A 17,759-nucleotide genomic window follows, 5' to 3' on the forward strand; every position below is an offset into this window, starting at 1 on the left:
TGTAAACCTCATTGGTTTACAGCTTTTATTATTATGATAAATTGGCTTTTAATGTATCGACGCGATCTGTCGCTTCCCACGGTAAGTCAACATCAGTACGACCGAAGTGACCATACGCTGCTGTCTGTTTGTAGATTGGACGACGTAAGTCTAACATCTGGATAATTCCTGCTGGACGTAAATCAAATGTTTTACGTACCGCTTCAACAAGCTGCTGCTCCGTGTAGTCTGAAGTACCATAAGTTTCAACAGAGATAGATACAGGCTGTGCTACACCGATAGCGTAAGCTAACTGTACTTCACACTTATCCGCAAGACCTGCTGCTACGATATTCTTCGCAACGTAACGTGCTGCATATGCACCACTACGGTCTACTTTAGTAGCATCCTTACCACTGAATGCACCGCCACCGTGACGTGCATAACCACCGTACGTATCTACAATAATCTTACGACCTGTAAGACCCGCATCCCCTTGAGGACCACCGATTACGAAACGACCCGTTGGATTAATGAAGTATTTTGTTTCATCGTCAATTAAATCCGCTGGAACAACCGGCTTGATCACGTGTTCTTTAATATCTTCCTGAATTTGTTCAAGTTCAATCTTCTCATGGTGTTGAGATGAGATAACGATCGTATCGATACGTTTCGGTTTCCCTGCTTCATCATACTCAACAGTAACTTGTGTCTTACCGTCTGGACGTAGATAATCTAACGTACCGTCTTTGCGTACTTCTGTTAAACGACGTGCAAGTTCATGTGATAAAGAAATTGGTAATGGCATTAAGCTTTCTGTTTCGTTACAAGCAAATCCGAACATTAAACCTTGGTCACCTGCACCGATTGACTCAATATCAGAATCCGTTAATGAATCACGATCTTCTAACGCTTTATCCACACCTTGAGCGATATCTGGTGACTGCTCATCGATTGCCGTCAGCACTGCCATCGTCTGGAAGTCATAACCAAACTTTGCACGTGTATAACCGATTTCTTTAACTGTTTCACGCACGACTTTAGGAATATCAACATACGTTGACGTTGTGATTTCACCTGCGATTAACGCCATACCTGTTGTTACAGATGTTTCACAAGCAACACGTGCTTTAGGATCTCCTTTTAGGATTTCGTCTAAGATAGCATCACTAATCTGGTCAGCAATCTTATCCGGATGTCCTTCTGTTACTGATTCTGATGTAAATAATTTACGGTCTGTCATATATATTACACTCCTTGAATTTAATTACGGGACTATAAAAAAAATAGCCTTCTCTCCTAGTAAGAGAGAAGGCACAATAAACGACCATTCTACTCTTATCGTTCAGAAATTAATCTGCAAACGGTTTGGCACCTTACTTAACACATTGTTAAGGGTTGCTGGGCTTCAAAGGGTCCATGTCCCTCCACCACTCTGGATAAGAGAATCCGCAAGTTAGATATTACTAAACTTTATGTTCACTGTCAACAATACCGCATATATCAGAAATTTTCTGAATAATTTCGAATATAAAGATTATACATAATTTATATGAAACCTTCAAATTGATATGTTATACTATTTCATGAAACTGCTTACAAAAGCAGAACAATAACTTTTTGGAGGCTGACCATGGGGGAAAATACTCAAGTAATTGAGCAACTGAGCAAATTAAACACTGGAAATCTAGAACGTCAATTATCAAGAACACAATTGATTACGGAAATTCTATTCAACGGTGAAGGTGTGTTAACAGAATCCGGTGCGGTACGTAGCGAAACCGGTAAATATACTGGACGCTCACCGAAAGATAAGTTCATCGTGCGTGAAGCTGAAACTGAAGATAACATCGACTGGGGTACAATCAACCAGCCTATCGAAGAAGAAGTATTCTTAAACTTACTGGATAAAGTGACAGACTACTTAAGCAAAAAAGAAAAGATCTATGAATTCCAAGGCTATGCAGGTGCTGATAAATCATCCCAACTACAACTACGCGTTGTGAACGAACTTGCTTGGCATAACCTATTTGCACGTACAATGTTTATTCGTCCTGAAACAACGGAAGAAGGACTAAACATTACACCTGACTTCACAATTATTTCTGCACCACACTTTAAGGCTGATCCATCAGTTGATGGAACGAAATCTGAAACATTCATCATTACAAGTTTCCGTCATAAGATCATCTTAATTGGTGGTACAGAATACGCCGGCGAAATGAAAAAAGGTATCTTCGGTGTGATGAACTACTTATTACCAACACAAGGCATTATGAGCATGCACTGTTCAGCAAACGTCGGTGAGAATAAGGACGTTGCGTTATTCTTTGGATTATCTGGTACTGGTAAGACGACACTATCTGCAGATCCACAGCGTAAACTTATCGGTGATGATGAGCACGGATGGAATGACAACGGTGTGTTTAATATCGAAGGCGGTTGCTATGCGAAGACGATCGACTTATCTCGTGAGAAAGAACCTCAGATCTACGACGCAATTCGTTACGGTGCCATCCTCGAGAACGTTAAGGTCGATGAAAAAGGTGTGCCGGACTACACGGATAAATCTTTAACTGAAAATACTCGCGCAGCTTATCCAATCGATAATATCGATAATATCGTTCTACCATCAATTGCAGGACACGCGAATACAATCATCTTCTTAACTGCTGATGCGTTCGGTGTGTTACCTCCAATCTCTAAATTAACGAAAGAACAAGCGATGTATCACTTCTTAAGTGGATTTACATCTAAATTAGCAGGAACTGAACGTGGCGTAACAAGCCCACAACCGGTATTCTCTACATGCTTCGGCTCACCGTTCTTACCGTTACATGCGACAGTATATGCGAACATGTTAGGGGATCTAATCGATAAACATGATGCAGCAGTTTATCTTGTGAATACAGGATGGACTGGCGGAGAGTATGGTGTCGGTAGCCGCATGAACTTAACGCATACACGTTCTATGATTCGACGTGCGATTAGCGGCGAACTGAAGACAGTTGAGTATCATCAGGATGAAATCTTCGGACTTAATATTCCGAAGCATGTACCAGGTGTACCGGCAGAGATTCTGTATCCCCGTCATGCATGGGTATCCAAAGATGCTTATGATGAGAAAGCAAAAGACTTGGCATTACGCTTCCAGGAGAACTTTAAGAAGTTTGGTGAGAAGTCCGCTGAAATCGAAACTAAAGGTGGATTTAATTTTAGAGGATAGCACAAAAAAACGTCGCTTTTTTTAAAGTGGCGTTTTTTTCATCTACTATATTATGATTTTATTTCCCTTTCCACTTCTTCCATCCACTTTTCAATTTCCTGTAATACATAGCGTTCATTGTCTGGACGCATCACATGCTGCTCCCCTTCAATAAATAACACTTTATGCTTAATTCCGAGCTGTTTTAATTTATCGATCAGCATATATGCATGCTCTATACTGACAAGTTTGTCTTCTGTACCATGTACAATCATGATTGGCGGGCTATCTTTCGTTACGAGATTAATCCCTTCTCGTCGGTCATACGCCGCTTTGTTACTGATTGGTCCGACGAGGCGTTTCAGCATACTGCGAAGATCTTGTCGTTCATCATACATATAGTAGATACTCGACACTCCTCCCCATGTGATAAAGGATGTCACGTCAGCTTCCTGATACGTTACTAACCCTTGTATTCCGCCTCTCGAAAATCCAACGAAGTGTATCGGTACGTCGTACTGTGCTCTTAACAGTCTTACAAGTGCATAGACGTCTTCTCTATCTGCACCTGCGAATTCATCTTGACCATTCTGGTGTGTACCGCGATAATACGGTGCTGCAACCAGTGTGTCCTTATACGCAAACTGCATCAGTCTCGCTGGTCTAACCGTTCCGACTGCACCTTTCCCGCCTCTTAAGTAGATGACGATGCGTTTCACGTGTTTCGGTTCATAGATCATTGCTTTAACGATATAGTCATCTGATTGATAGTCAAACGTCTCAAAAGGAATGCCACCGAGTTGTGCGTTAATCTTCGTTCTATTGAACATCATATTCCCCATCTTTCTGTAATATCCCTACGATATAGTTGACGCAGTCGTCTTTTAATATAAAGCTTTTATCGCTCTCTGCCACTTCATCAAGTTTTGCCACAATCACTGGCCCGTTCGTTTCCATATAATCGTCTTGTTCTTCTATATGTTTAATTTGTGCATAGTACACGTCTTTCTTAAATGGCTTCCCTGCATAAACAGTGTATGTCCCAATATAGCGTATCGTATCGATTATTCCGCCTGTCTCTTCATACAGTTCGCGCTTTGCCGCTTCTAGTGACGTCTCCTCTTGTTCAACTTTGCCACCTGGAAACTCCACACCACGAAATTTATTATGCGTAAGTAAGTATTTCCCGTTATAATTTGTTATGATAAGTACATGTTTATTATCGCTATCCGGCTGATCATTTAAAGTCAGTAAGACTTTATTTCCGGCATGGTCATGAAATTCCATAGCAGTCTCCAATCTATTATTATTAAGAGGTTATTTGATGAAGAAATTTTCTGTAGTTATATTTATTTTAGCATTAATTCTCGCAAGTTGTTCAACCAAAGAACAAGAAAAGAAGCTGACGAACGATGAACTATTAACAAAGCTTCAGCAGCGTGTTAAGAATACAGAAAGCTTAACACTTCATTCTGAGAATGAAACGATTGCGATGTATGATAAGTTCACGACAAAGTTTACACAGACGACTGACTCTGAATATGATTCCATCAATGAAAGTGCGCTCAAGATAGACGCTAAGTCTAATCATGCGAAATATGATGTGAAATCTGTTATCTTTAATTTAGATAATGGAGATGTTACAACATATCCGAAAGCGAAGTATTTGAATTATCGTGCACGTCAGGCAGATAATGATTACTTCTCAGGTGTGCAGTCACAGATTGTAAATATTACGCACCTACTACAGGATGTCATAAAACCAACGATTGATAATGTAAAGCAAGAGGACAATAGATTAACCTATAAGGGTAAGTCTAAATCGCTGTTAGCCCTTTATCAATATGGGTTTCATCAATCAAGTATGAACCAGATTAAAGTATTTAATGATATTACTGACTTGACTGTTGAGAGCGGCAGCTATGACATAACATATAATGCACAATATGATCCAGAGACCCTCAACTTCAAATTGAAAGTGAGTGGCAAGCATGGGAATAAACCTATTGAGATCATAATGGAGCAGACGACAGAATATTCGAAACTTAATGAAACGAATGTGCAGATGTACAGTGAAGAATAGAGGAATGTTATGAAACAACTATTATTAACCTTGATTAAGTTTTATCGTAAGTTTATATCGCCGATGACACCCCCTGCGTGTCGCTTCCATCCAACATGTTCTCAATATGGATTAGAAGCAATAGAAACACATGGTGCAATGAAAGGCGGCTACTTAACCGTGAAGCGCATTCTCAAATGTCATCCCTTCCATCCAGGAGGATTTGATCCGGTACCGCCGAAGAAAGAACGTTAGAGTAAAACGCTCACTACATCATTGTAGTGAGCGTTTCTTATAGTTGTGTTAATTGTTCTTTCTGTACTACGGGCGGTGTCATTGTTAAACAGCCGTCTGATACTGCTTCATCGTACGTTGTAAAATCATGCTCAAAATAAGTGCCTCTCTTTGTAACGTCAGGCACTGTGCCAAACTGTTCTCCAAGCATCGCTGTAACATATTTGCTGAGACCAAATTCATACATCCCTCCTGATACGTAAGTCATTTGCTTCGGTAATGACTGTACTTTCGTAATACCGCCGATACGACTATATTTAACGACTGCTGTCGTCACACCGATATCTCTAAATGCTTGAATCGTTTGACAATCTGTTGCACTTTCGTCGATGGCCAGTGGAATATGCGGGTGACGTTTCAGTAATGCATCGTACAGTTTAATGTGCTTAAACGGCTGTTCGATATATGATATGTCGTATTGTGATAGTGTATTAAGTAATTCGAAGTGATCTTCCTGTAACAGTCCGTTCGCATCGATTACAATCGGTATATTGCTGGACTCACGTATCGTTTGCACCTGTTCGGCAATATTATGATGCATCTTTAGTTTTATGCGCTTTGAATCATGATTAAATGAAGAAACCCCTTGATGCAGTGTCTCACCGATTGGTACAGTAACACTCTTTAACGGATTGAAATATTGATAGGCAATGACATCAAATGCACTGCTTGCGTTCGGGGCATCCACTTTTAAGTAAGGCTGCAATGCTTCGATCGAGGGTATATCAATATGCTTTACGCTATTAAAGATATCTGTACAGTTATCAATCGATGTTGCAATCGTCTCGTAATGATACCATGGTGTCTCAAAGCTGTTTACTTCAGCAAAATATTCCACACCGTCGATAACAACGCCTACTACAAGCACTTTACGTTCATTCATCTGAACGAGATTTGTCTTAATCGGTACTTTGAATGGTGCTTCATATGTATATAAATTAAGCTCAGTACATTCCATCAAACCATTCCTTCACTTTATGACGTGATACTTTACCGTTTGATGTGCGTATGAGTGAATCTGTTCTGATAAATTGTTTCGGATGTTTATATTTCGCAAGACGGTCACATAGGACATTTATAATCTTCTCATCCAGATCGTCATCCGCTTCATATACACAGACCGGTACTTGTCCCCACTGTGCATCACTTTTTGGTATAACAGCTATTGCATGAATTTCTGTATTGTTTAATATGACTTGCTCTATCTCACTCGGGTATATATTCTCCCCACCTGATATAATCAGATCTTTCCTGCGGTCTAATATATATAAGTAGTCGTCCTGAATATAGCCAATATCACCTGTCATAAAGAATCCGTCACGAAAGGCGTGAACGTTTGCTTGTTCAGGATATAAATAACCGTGCATCACATGCTCACCACGCACGCCAATTTCACCGATGCCATCTACACAGTCAAACAGTTTAAAGTTATCATTGATGCGTCCGACACTATTACGGGCTTGTGCGATATCATCAGGCGTTGCTGTGATCATTTGAGAGCATGTTTCAGTCATTCCAAACGACGTATAGATTGGAAGATTGCGTTTAAGCGATTGTGTTAATATACGTTCATCCAGTTTCGCGCCCCCTACCAGAATTCCTTGTAAATAGGATGGCTCAAGGCCATGATGTAATAATCGTTCAAGTGTCTGAGGGACGAGCGATAGATGAGTCACCTTATATGTATTCAGATCGTCTATGATCTGAGCCTCATGAAATCCATCATGCAGTACGACCGTACAATGATCCATTACCGCGCGCAGCAATATGCTGAGCCCACTAATATGGAAGAGTGGCAGTGTATCAAGCCATACGGACTGACTAGAATACGTAAACGTCTGCTTGCATAGTGCAGCACTTGCCTCGTGGTTACCGTAAGTTTGAGGCACTGCTTTTTGTACCCCTGTCGTACCGGACGTGAACATAATCGATAATATATCATCTTTATTATTCTGAACTGGTGTATAAGTCGTATGTGCACGCAGCGCATCGTTTACAAAAGTATTCGTATTTATAGCGTCTATATTCATTTCTTTAGTCGTAAACAACGTATCGACTTGCACCGACTTCATTTGTCGCACAACTTCAACTGCAGTCAGATGTTTGTTGATCATCACAATTTCAGTCCCGGCAAGCATCGCACCGTGAATCATATAGACATTAACCAGTGTATTCTCTGCAATTAACGCGATACGGTTATAATGATGTAGCGCATGTGCAACTTTCAGTGCATGTCTATATAACATTGCATATGTAATTGTATCGTCGTTATAGATTATCGCTGTCTTATGCGGCACTTTAGTCGCACTATCCTTTAGCCACTCCATGACCATCATCCTTTTGTATAAAGATTAAAATATAAACTTGCAATCCAATAAACGGTGGAACAAATGTTGCCCCATGCGGCAAAACCCGGATAACGCAGAAAACAAAAAGCATTTTCTTAGCATTATCCGGGTTTTGCTTCGGGTCAGAACACATTAGTTCCAACCTCTCTTTATGGGAATTTCGGGAACTGATCGAAGTTTGGCTCGCGTTTTTCTTTGAATGCGTCACGGCCTTCTTTCGCTTCATCACTTGTGTAGTAAAGTAATGTCGCATCTCCTGCGAACTGCTGAAGTCCAGCTAATCCGTCAGTATCCGCGTTCATCGCTGCTTTTAAGAAGCGTAATGCTGTTGGTGAGTGCTGTAAGATTTCTTTACACCATTTCACTGTTTCATCTTCTACTTCAGCTAATGGTACAACTGTATTCACAAGTCCCATATCTAGTGCTTCTTGCGCATCATATTGACGGCATAAGTACCAGATTTCACGTGCTTTCTTATGTCCGACAATACGTGCTAAGTAACCTGAACCGTATCCTGCATCAAATGATCCTACTTTCGGTCCAGTTTGTCCGAAGCGTGCATTATCTGCTGCAATTGTTAAGTCACAAACGATGTGTAATACGTGTCCACCACCAATTGCATAGCCACGTACCATCGCAATAACTGGTTTAGGAATAACTCGGATTAAACGTTGAAGATCTAAAACGTTTAGACGTGGAATGTTGTCGTCTCCTACGTATCCGCCGTGTCCGCGTACTTTCTGGTCTCCACCTGAACAGAATGCCATATCGCCTTCACCTGTTAAGATGATAGCACCAATTCTTTGGTCGTCACGTGCACGTGAGAATGCATCGATCATTTCCATTACTGTGTTCGGTGTAAATGCATTACGTACATGAGGACGGTTAATTGTAATCTTACCGATTCCTTCGAAATATTCGTATTTAATTTCGTTATATTCTTTAATTGTTTCCCAAACTCTAGTCATGATTTTCCTCCTTGATAAACGATACTATTATTGTATCAAATATTTGTGAATTCTCCACATGAATTGTATGACCTGCGTCAATTATTGTATGTGTGCTGTTTGGCAGCATTGTATGCATGCGCTTTGCGATAGTGCAGAACTTCGTGTCAAGACTACCGGTCAGTAATAGTACGGGTTGTTTAAGCTCAGGTAAATGTGGCCAGAGATTTGGCTGCTTCCCTGTTCCGTAATCTATCAGTGCTTTCGCGACAGCTAATGGTTCATGATTGAGTCGTGTATTGCGCTGTCTTACTTCAGCAACGTGTGATAATGGATGGTATGTCTTGAACAGCGGTAACTGTTCCCAGCGTTTAACGAAAGCTGCGTAATCCGTTATCATTGATGCTGACTGCTGTAAGTCTTGTTTAATGCGCGCTATTTGTGCGTCTGTTGTTTCCAGTCCTGGTGTCGATGATTCTAATATGAGCTTATGAATATAGTCTCTATAATGGATGGCTGTATACAGCGCAATGCGTCCACCCATCGAGTAACCATATAAGTAGACGTTGCTATAGTGAAACTGCGCGATAGTTTCAATGAGCGCCTGACTGATATATGGAAAGTCCCACGTTACTTTAAAGTCACTTCCTTCTCCATGCCCTGGACATTCAACCAGTATGATATCAACATGTTCTTCAAGCTTGGCAATGTAAGGTTCAAAGGTATGTACATTACCGAGAAACCCATGAATCATGACAAGGACATTGGAGTGGTTATGCGTAATGCGTTTATAGTTCAGCATTGAGCTTTTCCTTTAAGGTATGCTGCAGCTGTCTATGTGCATTTAAGTTCTCTTCTCGGTCGGTAATGACTTCGATAATATTTGCCCCGCTTTTTGGCAGTGTAATGTTATCGAACACATTATATTTATAGTAGTTAAATTCATAGAGTGCCGCTGCATGTTTAAAGTCGATGTCGAGCGGTGTACCAAACAATCGCTCGAAATACGTGCCGTCCTCTTTTTGCGGCAAGTAGCTGAAGATGCCACCACCATTATTATTGAACACGACGATATTAATATTGATGCCTTCAAGCTTCTTCATAATGAGGCCGTTTAGATCATGGTAGAACGATATATCACCGATAATGAGCGTGACCTTTTTGTGAACTGCCATCCCCATCGCCGTACTGACAACGCCATCAATACCGTTCGCACCGCGATTACAGAAGGGTTTGCCGTTAAACTGGGTAAAGAATGTATCACAGTCACGTATCGGCATACTGTTGCCGAGAAAGATCACTTCATTGTCTTCTATCTGACTGAAGATATGATAGATGGCACGACCTTCGTCCGTCACAACTTGGGTATGCTGATGAATCTGATTGGTAATGAAGTCATTCAGCGTCTGCCAGTATTTAAGCCATTCTCGGTTATCAACAGGCTGCTCCTCTGCCAGCTGTCTGAAGAAATCATTAGCAGTCATCTCAATAAAGAGATCCGGCACTTTCGGGAAAGTATCCGGTGTCGTGCGTGACTGCACCAGTACTTGCGGGACATCAAGCGCTGCCAGCCACTGATTGATCGGCTTTGATACGACAGCGTGGCCCACACGAATGACGTAGCCTGGCTGAACATTGGTCAATGCTTTAAACGCACTATCACCGGTCGTTATCACGTTCGGATGTCGTGTATCACGCAGTTGACTAAGCGGATCTGCAATTATCGGAATATGATGTATCGTCGAGAAGATAAGCAGCTGCGTCAAATCTTCCTGCTGTGCATCTCCTGCGATAATTAATCCATTACCTAACGAAAGTACTGGACGCATGAGGTGTACATTAAAGGACTTTTGGTAGAGCACTTCTGGGACAGGCATATAGCTGAGCAGATGCTTCTGTTTTATGTCTGGCATCAGTGGCTCTCTAAAAGGTATATTAAAATGCACAGGCCCACGCATCGGCCCTTTGAAATGTGCACTTGCCTGCTGCATCACGTGTTCGATGAAGTTTACAGTGCCTGTCGTATCATCTGCGATTGGAAAGTCACGTTCATACATGATGAAGTTCTGGAACATTCCGACTTGATTGATTGCTTGTGGTGCACCGACATTGCGCAGTTCATGCGGACGATCGCTCGTCAGCACAACAAGCGGCAGATGACTGATAAACGCTTCTGTAACTGCCGGTACGTAGTTGCTTGCAGCAGTACCAGAAGTGCATAATATCGCAACAGGCTTATTTGTTGCCTTAATCAGCCCAAGGGCAAAGAAAGCGGCGCTACGTTCATCCGGATGAATATAGGTCGTCATTTGCTCATGCAGTTCACAGGCGATGGCTAATGGTGTCGAACGCGATCCCGGTGAAATCACAACCTCTTCAATCCCGTAATCACGCATACGTTTAACTAAATGAAATACTTGTTGCGTCAATGCATCATTCATGATGTGGCACTCCTAACATTTGTAACATCGGTTTAAATTTAATCTCTGTCTCATACACTTCACTCTCAACTTCACTATCTTCAACAATCCCACATCCAGCAAACAGTATCGCACGATTGTCCTCAATAACCATCGAACGAATCGCAACGATAAACTCACCGTCACCTTGAGCATCCACATAGCCGACTGGTGCACCATATAGACCGCGGTGCTCTCCTGCTTTTTCTAGAAATGCCATCGCCTCAATTTTCGGATAACCGCCTAGCGCAGGTGTCGGATGCAGTGCACGTGTGACACGTAGCGTACTGCCGTGATTCAGCTTTGCTTTGATCGGAGTATAAAGATGATAGAGAAATTGATTCTCGAGAATTTCAGGATAATCTTTCATAATAATATTCTGACTAAAAGGCGCTAAGTCCTGCTCAATACTTTGTACGACGATACGATGTTCATGAAGATTCTTCTCATCGCTCTGAAGTAAATCTTTAGCATCACTTACTGTCTTCGGCATCGTTCCAGCGATTGCATTCGTATAGATGACACCGTCCTTAACTGCGACGAGCTGCTCTGGCGTCTTAGAGATAAATGTCTTACTCCCTGACTCCATCACCATCGTATAGCTCAGCTCGTGATTACGTGACGCTGCATCAATTAACGTCTCAACTTCAATCGGTGACGTCATCGTCAGTTGTCGCTTACGAGACAGCACTACTTTATCGAATGCACTTTGCTGCATCTTTTGAATCGCCTCTATCGCATTCAATCGGAATTTGTCTAATTCCACATCTTCACTGTGAACAAGCGCATTGTGCTGAATATCCACTGAAGGGAGCGACATGAGATCACTGCATATGCGCTCACGGTCAAGCGCAGGGTCCGTAAAGATGATCCATGACGCCGCTTCTTCTATGATAATCTGTATCTTCGGGATTACGAAATGGCTTTTAGAGAACGTATCGAAGTGCGGACTCTCTGCTTCATCGAAATAAAATCCTCCGAACAGCTTCAAATGCAGTTTGGAATCCCCATGAAGCTGCGCATCCGCGGTTTGTTTATGAAACGCCGCTTCTACACCTACTGGATCAATCGTACTGCGTGCAATCAACGACTGAACCCCGATACCGATAATCTTTAATGATTTCTCTTTATTAATATATAGATATCTTTCCCCTTTATATTCGGCAAAGTGACGGAAGATTGCAGCTTCGTGAGTCACACCTTCATAAGGGTATTGATATATCGCCTTCAAAGTTAGATCTACTGGCACAAAAAAACACTTCTTTCTAAACGAAATAATATAATTCCTATTTTACCATTATTCTATAGACTTATGACAATTTATATACTTATTGACTGAAACGTATTTTATGCATAAAATTTAATCATCACATAATAAATGAGGTATATAAAATGTCGGAACATCTTCAAACCCATAGCGGGCTAAAAAAGTACTATCACCTTATGCGTCCACACACGTTAACTGCAAGCTTCGTTCCTGTATTAGTGGGGACGGCCTGTGCCAGATATTTTACAGAAATACGCATGGATATGCTGATATTGATGCTCATCGCATGTCTCTTAATTCAGGCAGCAACAAATATGTTCAATGAATACTTTGATTATAAACGTGGTTTAGATGACCATACATCGGTCGGTATCGGAGGCGCGATTGTACGTAACGGAATGTCTCCGAAATCGGTCTACAATCTCGCAGTAGCATTCTATATTATTGCGGCAATCATCGGTATCTACATCTGTGCAAACTCATCATGGCTCATTCTGTTTGTCGGAATATTATGTATGGCTGTCGGTTACTTCTATACAGGAGGACCAGTACCAATTTCATGGACACCGTTCGGAGAAATCTTCGCAGGTTTCTTTATGGGATATGTCATCATTATGATTACGTTCTATATTCAGACAGGTCACTTACATGCCTATCCTGCAATCGCCAGCATCCCTGTATCTATTAATATCGGTATGATCAATATGGCAAACAACATTCGTGACCGCGTGAAAGATAAAGTAAGTGGCAGAAAGACATTCGTTATTCTTGTCGGTAAGACGCTTGCAATCTATACGATGGCTGCACTTTACCTTGTCAGTTTTCTCGCAGTCTTCTACTTAGTATTTACGAAGCCATACGGTTCGCTATTTATGTTACTTGTACTTCTGAGCTTTAACTTACCGATTAAGGCAGTACGTCGATTCTTACACGGTAATACACCGATTGAACTGATGCCAGCGATGAAAGTAACTGGACAGTTCAATACAGTATTTGGTCTGCTGTTTGCACTTGGTCTTTACCTGGCCGGCCTGACAGCAATTTAATATTATCAATAAAAAGAGCGATGTTAGAAAATTTCTTTTCTAACATCGCTCTTTCTTATAATAACATTTTACGCATGGTCAAAGAATTCGTTTAAACGATCCACAACTTCTTGTGTATCGCTTTCTGTTACCGCATCTTTTAAACCTGCTTGATTCAAATCGATTGTATATTGATCTGAGTGATAATGCACAATAATGTTTGTTCCACTCACTTCGTATGAAGAAGGCTCAATCTCATGTGCTTCTTCTTCACCATGATGTTCTCTATAATCCATGCCAATTTGACCTAATTTTAATTCTGCATATGATACAAGTTTATCGATATTCGTCATATTATCCTCCAAAATTAGTTTCTGATATTTTTATTCTAATAAACTGTGTCATTTCAGGCAAGTCATCGTTCTTAATCATACGAATCGTATAAGACTTATCACTTAAATGTTCACGATTGACCTTTAAGAATAAATTCCCAAAACTATCTTCTTGTTTCTCGAAATCTACATCTTCGACATTATGATATGGAATAATATCATAATACTTACGCTTTGATTTTGGTTTACTATGAATGAGCACGATTCTGTCATTAAGCAATAGAATTAATCCTGACTGATTTAAGTTGATCTGACTATAAGAAGCGAAATAGATCATTTCTTTATTCTTTATATCCTTACAAATTACTTTCAGCAACTTTATAAAGAATCTACGTTCAGATTTTTTAATTCGTTTAAAGATCTTAGAGAATCTTTTATATCGTACTGGATATGTAAGATTCGCGAGAACCTTTCGTGTTGAGAATTTATCTTGCATGACGCCCACCTTTTATCGTTAGTTTATTCATAATTTATACATCCATTAAATGTATTGCACATTAAATAATTATAGTAAAAAAGAGACTCTTTTCGCAAAAAGAATCTCAGTTAGCGGAAGGTAAGGGATTCGAACCCTTGAAACGCGGTTAGCGTTTACACACTTTCCAGGCGTGCTCCTTCGGCCAGCTCGGACAACCTTCCTAATAAAAAAATCAGAAGCGATATTTCACTTCTGATTATATGACCCCTACGGGATTCGAACCCGTGTTACCGCCGTGAAAGGGCGGTGTCTTAACCGCTTGACCAAGGGGCCTTATGGCTCCACAGGTAGGACTCGAACCTACGACCGATCGGTTAACAGCCGATAGCTCTACCACTGAGCTACTGTGGATCAATGGAGCGGGTGATCGGAATCGAACCGACAACATCAGCTTGGAAGGCTGAGGTTATACCATTTAACTACACCCGCTTAACAATGGGGCGACTGATGGGAATCGAACCCACGAATGTCGGAACCACAATCCGATGCGTTAACCACTTCGCCACAATCGCCTTGTATAATAAAATTAAAATATGGCTCAGGACGGAATCGAACCGCCGACACAAGGATTTTCAATCCTTTGCTCTACCGACTGAGCTACTGAGCCAAACATGGCGGTCCCGACGGGAATCGAACCCGCGATCTCCTGCGTGACAGGCAGGCATGTTAACCGCTACACCACGGGACCACTAATAATTGCGGGAGGCGGATTTGAACCACCGACCTTCGGGTTATGAGCCCGACGAGCTACCAGACTGCTCCATCCCGCGATAATAATAAATAATGTCTCAAAAACGAGTACTTATATAATATAGCACTTTAGTTTTGTGAATGCAATATTAAAAAAGTGTAAATAACCTCTTATTTTGCATTAATATAATAAAATCTTTATAAACAATAATATATTCTTCTGCATCTTTAAATGTGAGATGCATCGAAACATAAAAATAAGAACAAGGCGAACGCCTTGTTCTTCATAACGGAGATGGAGAGATTTGAACTCTCGCGCCGGTTACCCGACCTACACCCTTAGCAGGGGCGCCTCTTCAGCCACTTGAGTACATCTCCATGGCTCCACAGGTAGGACTCGAACCTACGACCGATCGGTTAACAGCCGATAGCTCTACCACTGAGCTACTGTGGATTAATTAATCAACAAATACTATTATATCAATTCAAAGCAATTGGTCAATAGTTTTAGCAAATTTTTTTATGCTACTTTTACACTATTAACTCAGTAATGAATACATCGATAGTATTTCGATGAGTTTTGGGTTCATTTGTTCATCTATATTGAGTTTATGTAGTCGATCTTGTTTCTTAAGCTTTGTCCTAAGTGAGTATTCCAGCTTAATGGTATTGATGAACTGTGAATTAAACACATACTTACTGATTGGTACAGAGATATTCGACTTATCATCAAAGTAGACGATTGTATCTAGAAACTCCCCTTCTTTATAATAATCGACATATTGCAAGTTAATCCAGCTCTGTTCTTTAGAACGATCGCTATGGGTCGGGAAGAAATAGGCATTACATACGGGGTCAACAACTACAGGGGGTTTCGTCGTAATATTGGCAATGAGCTTTGTCGCAAGCTTACGGTTATTATAAGATGAATGGTAGAAAACACATGAGGACTCTATAATTGAGAGCGGTCGTTCTTCTACGATAAATGGAGTTTCATTAAATTCTCCGACGAGCGACAGATGCTTCTTCTTTTCAAAATGACTTTTAATATACATTGTACGTTCTGTAATAATATATTTCGCCATCATTAATCTCCTTATCTCACGAATGTTAGCTTTATTATACGTGAATTTTTTTAACATTTGTTAAATTGTCAAAAAATTTAAAGAACTTTACATTTTTTTATTTTTCTTATATTTTTTTTAAATATATCATTGTTAACGTTTAAATTTATTGCGAGCAGGCTATAGTGTTATATATAATAATTTAAATTTTCAGAATTGTATTGCAATTTTGTTTTTACTACTTTATACTCATTTATAATCACTTAAGGAGGTCATTAACATGAACCAATATCAAGCACAGCTAAGCGGTCTGGAAACATTCGTATCAAATCTGAATTCACTTTACATTGAATTAATTATCGATGATGCAGTGAAATCACATCATATTAAAGAACTGAAAGTAAAGATTGATGAGGCGCTGATACATGATGACAAGGAAGCTTTCTTTAATTATACAAATGAACTAAAGGCGCTGGAGGAACTATAATTGAACACCGTAATAATAAATTGAGCGTATATTCACTGTTATTATGCGAACATACGCTCTTATATTATATTGCGATTAAACTTAAAAACTCTTCCGCTGTCACTCTGCCAAAATAATGAGTAAAATCTATCTGCTCGATTTGTGCTTCGACAGCCTGCTTTTGGTGCGGCAATCCTTTTAACATCGCTTCTACGTCTGCAATCTCTCCGACACCGAAGAAATCTCCGTAAATTTTAACATCTTGCATAATACCATTTCTTACATCTATTTTAAGCTCCAGCATTCCGCCTGGAAACTTCTGTTTAACTTCATAATTATATTTCGGATTCTTACCATAATTCCAGTCGAAGTTACGATACTTTTCGTTACTGAGTGTTTCAATCTGCTTCCAGTCTTCATCTGTCAGAAAATATTGCTCTACTGATTCACCTTTGAATATTGAATGGAGTAACGTCTTCTTAAACGTTTCCATATCCATTGGTTCATCAAGAAACTCCTGAATATTAGCCACACGTGAACGAATAGATTTAATACCTTTTGTAATCAGCTTCTTCTCATTAACTGACAAGCTCTTGACAACTTCTTCAATATCACTATCCAGCATTAACGTTCCGTGGCTGAACATGCGATCTCCTGACTGAAACATTGCATTTCCGGATATTTTACGTTCACCGACTTGCAGGTCATTACGACCACTCATTTCAGCGTCAATTCCTAGACCGTTTAACGCTTCTACGATTGGTATCGTAAACTTCTTAAAGTTATGGAAACTATCTTCATCTGCTTTAGTGACGAAACTAAAGTTAAGATTACCAAGGTCATGATACACTGCACCACCGCCAGATATACGGCGTACTACATGAATGTTGTGTTCATCGACATAGGATTGATTAATCTCTGCAAATGTATTCTGATTCTTACCAATAATAATAGAAGGTTCATTCACATAGAATAAGAAATATGAGTCATCTTTTGGCAGATGCTTTAATACATACTCTTCCATTGCAAGATTGATTGTTGGGTCTGTTATATTGTTGTTATGAATGAATTTCATATTGCCCT

Annotated in this window: 18 protein-coding genes, 10 tRNA genes and 1 riboswitch; of the genes, 5 read left to right on the top strand and 23 right to left on the bottom strand. The window is 40.3% G+C overall.

All coding sequences use genetic code 11. From position 1 onward, the window contains the following. Window positions 1–31: 31 nt before the first annotated feature. Window positions 32–1,222, bottom strand: a complete 1,191-nt coding sequence (gene metK, locus ACZ2V4_RS08770) for a methionine adenosyltransferase (protein ID WP_219492882.1) — start codon at window positions 1,220–1,222, stop codon at window positions 32–34. Between the two features lie 92 nt (window positions 1,223–1,314). Continuing rightward, window positions 1,315–1,425: riboswitch (SAM riboswitch) on the bottom strand. Window positions 1,426–1,612: 187 nt separating this feature from the next. Here metK and pckA point away from each other — a divergent pair. Next, window positions 1,613–3,205, top strand: a complete 1,593-nt coding sequence (pckA, locus tag ACZ2V4_RS08775) for a phosphoenolpyruvate carboxykinase (ATP) (protein ID WP_219492884.1) — start codon at window positions 1,613–1,615, stop codon at window positions 3,203–3,205. 50 nt (window positions 3,206–3,255) lie between these two features. Here the strand turns inward: pckA and ACZ2V4_RS08780 are convergent, their stop codons facing one another. Both ACZ2V4_RS08780 and ytkD read right to left on the bottom strand, forming a co-directional pair. Next, window positions 3,256–4,014, bottom strand: coding sequence for an alpha/beta hydrolase family protein (locus ACZ2V4_RS08780; protein ID WP_219492886.1), 759 nt, complete (start codon window positions 4,012–4,014; stop codon window positions 3,256–3,258). Beyond that, a complete protein-coding gene (gene ytkD, locus ACZ2V4_RS08785) occupies window positions 4,004–4,471 on the bottom strand; it encodes an RNA deprotection pyrophosphohydrolase (protein ID WP_490514750.1) in 468 nt (155 codons plus the stop codon). Before ytkD ends, ACZ2V4_RS08780 begins: the two co-directional genes overlap by 11 nt. A 37-nt stretch (window positions 4,472–4,508) precedes the next feature. Between ytkD and ACZ2V4_RS08790 the strand changes: the two genes are divergently transcribed. Both ACZ2V4_RS08790 and yidD read left to right on the top strand, forming a co-directional pair. Beyond that, the gene (locus tag ACZ2V4_RS08790; protein WP_413474710.1) at window positions 4,509–5,267 is read left to right on the top strand and encodes a hypothetical protein; all 759 of its coding nucleotides are present in this window, start codon (window positions 4,509–4,511) and stop codon (window positions 5,265–5,267) included. Between the two features lie 9 nt (window positions 5,268–5,276). Further along, window positions 5,277–5,501 carry a membrane protein insertion efficiency factor YidD gene (gene yidD / locus ACZ2V4_RS08795; RefSeq protein WP_219492891.1) on the top strand — a complete coding sequence of 75 codons (225 nt, stop codon included), beginning with the start codon at window positions 5,277–5,279 and terminating at the stop codon, window positions 5,499–5,501. 37 nt (window positions 5,502–5,538) lie between these two features. Here the strand turns inward: yidD and ACZ2V4_RS08800 are convergent, their stop codons facing one another. The 6 genes from ACZ2V4_RS08800 to ACZ2V4_RS08825 all read right to left on the bottom strand — a co-directional run bounded on the left by ACZ2V4_RS08800 (window position 5,539) and on the right by ACZ2V4_RS08825 (window position 12,543). After that, window positions 5,539–6,498 (bottom strand): enolase C-terminal domain-like protein, encoded by a 960-nt coding sequence (locus tag ACZ2V4_RS08800; protein ID WP_490514760.1) that lies wholly within the window; start codon window positions 6,496–6,498, stop codon window positions 5,539–5,541. Then, a complete protein-coding gene (menE, locus tag ACZ2V4_RS08805) occupies window positions 6,485–7,867 on the bottom strand; it encodes an o-succinylbenzoate--CoA ligase (protein WP_490514751.1) in 1,383 nt (460 codons plus the stop codon). Before menE ends, ACZ2V4_RS08800 begins: the two co-directional genes overlap by 14 nt. A gap of 170 nt (window positions 7,868–8,037) precedes the next feature. Continuing rightward, entirely contained in the window at window positions 8,038–8,859 is an 822-nt protein-coding gene (gene menB, locus ACZ2V4_RS08810) for a 1,4-dihydroxy-2-naphthoyl-CoA synthase (RefSeq protein WP_219494849.1), read from the bottom strand. Further along, complete coding sequence (gene menH / locus ACZ2V4_RS08815; protein WP_490514752.1) at window positions 8,849–9,637, bottom strand: 2-succinyl-6-hydroxy-2,4-cyclohexadiene-1-carboxylate synthase; 789 nt, start codon at window positions 9,635–9,637, stop codon at window positions 8,849–8,851. Before menH ends, menB begins: the two co-directional genes overlap by 11 nt. Then, on the bottom strand, window positions 9,624–11,276 hold the full coding sequence (menD, locus tag ACZ2V4_RS08820; protein WP_283722352.1) for a 2-succinyl-5-enolpyruvyl-6-hydroxy-3-cyclohexene-1-carboxylic-acid synthase: 1,653 nt from the start codon (window positions 11,274–11,276) through the stop codon (window positions 9,624–9,626). Before menD ends, menH begins: the two co-directional genes overlap by 14 nt. After that, window positions 11,269–12,543, bottom strand: a complete 1,275-nt coding sequence (locus ACZ2V4_RS08825; RefSeq protein ID WP_490514753.1) for an isochorismate synthase — start codon at window positions 12,541–12,543, stop codon at window positions 11,269–11,271. The genes menD and ACZ2V4_RS08825 overlap by 8 nt, the downstream gene beginning before the upstream one ends. Before the next feature lie 143 nt (window positions 12,544–12,686). Between ACZ2V4_RS08825 and ACZ2V4_RS08830 the strand changes: the two genes are divergently transcribed. Continuing rightward, entirely contained in the window at window positions 12,687–13,607 is a 921-nt protein-coding gene (locus ACZ2V4_RS08830; RefSeq protein WP_219492899.1) for a 1,4-dihydroxy-2-naphthoate polyprenyltransferase, read from the top strand. 68 nt (window positions 13,608–13,675) lie between these two features. Here the strand turns inward: ACZ2V4_RS08830 and ACZ2V4_RS08835 are convergent, their stop codons facing one another. The 13 genes from ACZ2V4_RS08835 to ACZ2V4_RS08895 form a co-directional block, all read right to left on the bottom strand. After that, window positions 13,676–13,939 (bottom strand): hypothetical protein, encoded by a 264-nt coding sequence (locus ACZ2V4_RS08835; RefSeq protein ID WP_120786840.1) that lies wholly within the window; start codon window positions 13,937–13,939, stop codon window positions 13,676–13,678. A gap of 1 nt (window position 13,940) precedes the next feature. Continuing rightward, window positions 13,941–14,414 carry a PH domain-containing protein gene (locus tag ACZ2V4_RS08840; RefSeq protein ID WP_219492901.1) on the bottom strand — a complete coding sequence of 158 codons (474 nt, stop codon included), beginning with the start codon at window positions 14,412–14,414 and terminating at the stop codon, window positions 13,941–13,943. A gap of 114 nt (window positions 14,415–14,528) precedes the next feature. Further along, a tRNA-Ser gene (locus ACZ2V4_RS08845) sits at window positions 14,529–14,617 on the bottom strand. A 40-nt stretch (window positions 14,618–14,657) separates the two neighbouring features. After that, window positions 14,658–14,729: transfer RNA gene (locus tag ACZ2V4_RS08850), tRNA-Glu, on the bottom strand. 3 nt (window positions 14,730–14,732) lie between these two features. Beyond that, window positions 14,733–14,807: transfer RNA gene (locus ACZ2V4_RS08855), tRNA-Asn, on the bottom strand. 4 nt (window positions 14,808–14,811) lie between these two features. Then, window positions 14,812–14,885, bottom strand: a tRNA-Gly gene (locus ACZ2V4_RS08860). Between the two features lie 7 nt (window positions 14,886–14,892). Beyond that, window positions 14,893–14,968 (bottom strand) — tRNA-His (locus tag ACZ2V4_RS08865). Window positions 14,969–14,990: 22 nt separating this feature from the next. Beyond that, window positions 14,991–15,063 (bottom strand) — tRNA-Phe (locus ACZ2V4_RS08870). A 5-nt stretch (window positions 15,064–15,068) separates the two neighbouring features. Further along, a tRNA-Asp gene (locus ACZ2V4_RS08875) sits at window positions 15,069–15,144 on the bottom strand. Between the two features lie 8 nt (window positions 15,145–15,152). Continuing rightward, a tRNA-Met gene (locus ACZ2V4_RS08880) sits at window positions 15,153–15,226 on the bottom strand. Between the two features lie 210 nt (window positions 15,227–15,436). After that, a tRNA-Ser gene (locus tag ACZ2V4_RS08885) sits at window positions 15,437–15,524 on the bottom strand. A 1-nt stretch (window position 15,525) separates the two neighbouring features. Then, window positions 15,526–15,600: transfer RNA gene (locus ACZ2V4_RS08890), tRNA-Asn, on the bottom strand. 85 nt (window positions 15,601–15,685) lie between these two features. After that, complete coding sequence (locus ACZ2V4_RS08895; RefSeq protein WP_219492903.1) at window positions 15,686–16,231, bottom strand: competence protein ComK; 546 nt, start codon at window positions 16,229–16,231, stop codon at window positions 15,686–15,688. A 259-nt stretch (window positions 16,232–16,490) separates the two neighbouring features. Between ACZ2V4_RS08895 and ACZ2V4_RS08900 the strand changes: the two genes are divergently transcribed. After that, window positions 16,491–16,697 carry an IDEAL domain-containing protein gene (locus ACZ2V4_RS08900; RefSeq protein ID WP_219492904.1) on the top strand — a complete coding sequence of 69 codons (207 nt, stop codon included), beginning with the start codon at window positions 16,491–16,493 and terminating at the stop codon, window positions 16,695–16,697. Between the two features lie 64 nt (window positions 16,698–16,761). Here ACZ2V4_RS08900 and lplA read toward each other — a convergent pair whose 3' ends face one another. After that, the gene (gene lplA, locus ACZ2V4_RS08905) at window positions 16,762–17,751 is read right to left on the bottom strand and encodes a lipoate--protein ligase (protein WP_219492906.1); all 990 of its coding nucleotides are present in this window, start codon (window positions 17,749–17,751) and stop codon (window positions 16,762–16,764) included. Between the last annotated feature and the right edge of the window lie 8 nt (window positions 17,752–17,759).

It is taken from the genome of Macrococcus sp. CoH-51_TC_04 (assembly GCF_058188655.1).

Bases quoted from the DNA above. Each gene is read 5' to 3' on its own strand.
- metK (WP_219492882.1), bottom strand. From the start codon at position 1,222: ATGACAGACCGTAAATTATTTACATCAGAATCAGTAACAGAAGGACAT.
- pckA (WP_219492884.1), top strand. From the start codon at position 1,613: ATGGGGGAAAATACTCAAGTAATTGAGCAACTGAGCAAATTAAACACT.
- ACZ2V4_RS08780 (WP_219492886.1), bottom strand. From the start codon at position 4,014: ATGTTCAATAGAACGAAGATTAACGCACAACTCGGTGGCATTCCTTTT.
- ytkD (WP_490514750.1), bottom strand. From the start codon at position 4,471: ATGGAATTTCATGACCATGCCGGAAATAAAGTCTTACTGACTTTAAAT.
- ACZ2V4_RS08790 (WP_413474710.1), top strand. From the start codon at position 4,509: ATGAAGAAATTTTCTGTAGTTATATTTATTTTAGCATTAATTCTCGCA.
- yidD (WP_219492891.1), top strand. From the start codon at position 5,277: ATGAAACAACTATTATTAACCTTGATTAAGTTTTATCGTAAGTTTATA.
- ACZ2V4_RS08800 (WP_490514760.1), bottom strand. From the start codon at position 6,498: ATGGAATGTACTGAGCTTAATTTATATACATATGAAGCACCATTCAAA.
- menE (WP_490514751.1), bottom strand. From the start codon at position 7,867: ATGGAGTGGCTAAAGGATAGTGCGACTAAAGTGCCGCATAAGACAGCG.
- menH (WP_490514752.1), bottom strand. From the start codon at position 9,637: ATGCTGAACTATAAACGCATTACGCATAACCACTCCAATGTCCTTGTC.
- menD (WP_283722352.1), bottom strand. From the start codon at position 11,276: ATGAATGATGCATTGACGCAACAAGTATTTCATTTAGTTAAACGTATG.
- ACZ2V4_RS08830 (WP_219492899.1), top strand. From the start codon at position 12,687: ATGTCGGAACATCTTCAAACCCATAGCGGGCTAAAAAAGTACTATCAC.
- ACZ2V4_RS08835 (WP_120786840.1), bottom strand. From the start codon at position 13,939: ATGACGAATATCGATAAACTTGTATCATATGCAGAATTAAAATTAGGT.
- ACZ2V4_RS08840 (WP_219492901.1), bottom strand. From the start codon at position 14,414: ATGCAAGATAAATTCTCAACACGAAAGGTTCTCGCGAATCTTACATAT.
- ACZ2V4_RS08895 (WP_219492903.1), bottom strand. From the start codon at position 16,231: ATGGCGAAATATATTATTACAGAACGTACAATGTATATTAAAAGTCAT.
- ACZ2V4_RS08900 (WP_219492904.1), top strand. From the start codon at position 16,491: ATGAACCAATATCAAGCACAGCTAAGCGGTCTGGAAACATTCGTATCA.
- lplA (WP_219492906.1), bottom strand. From the start codon at position 17,751: ATGAAATTCATTCATAACAACAATATAACAGACCCAACAATCAATCTT.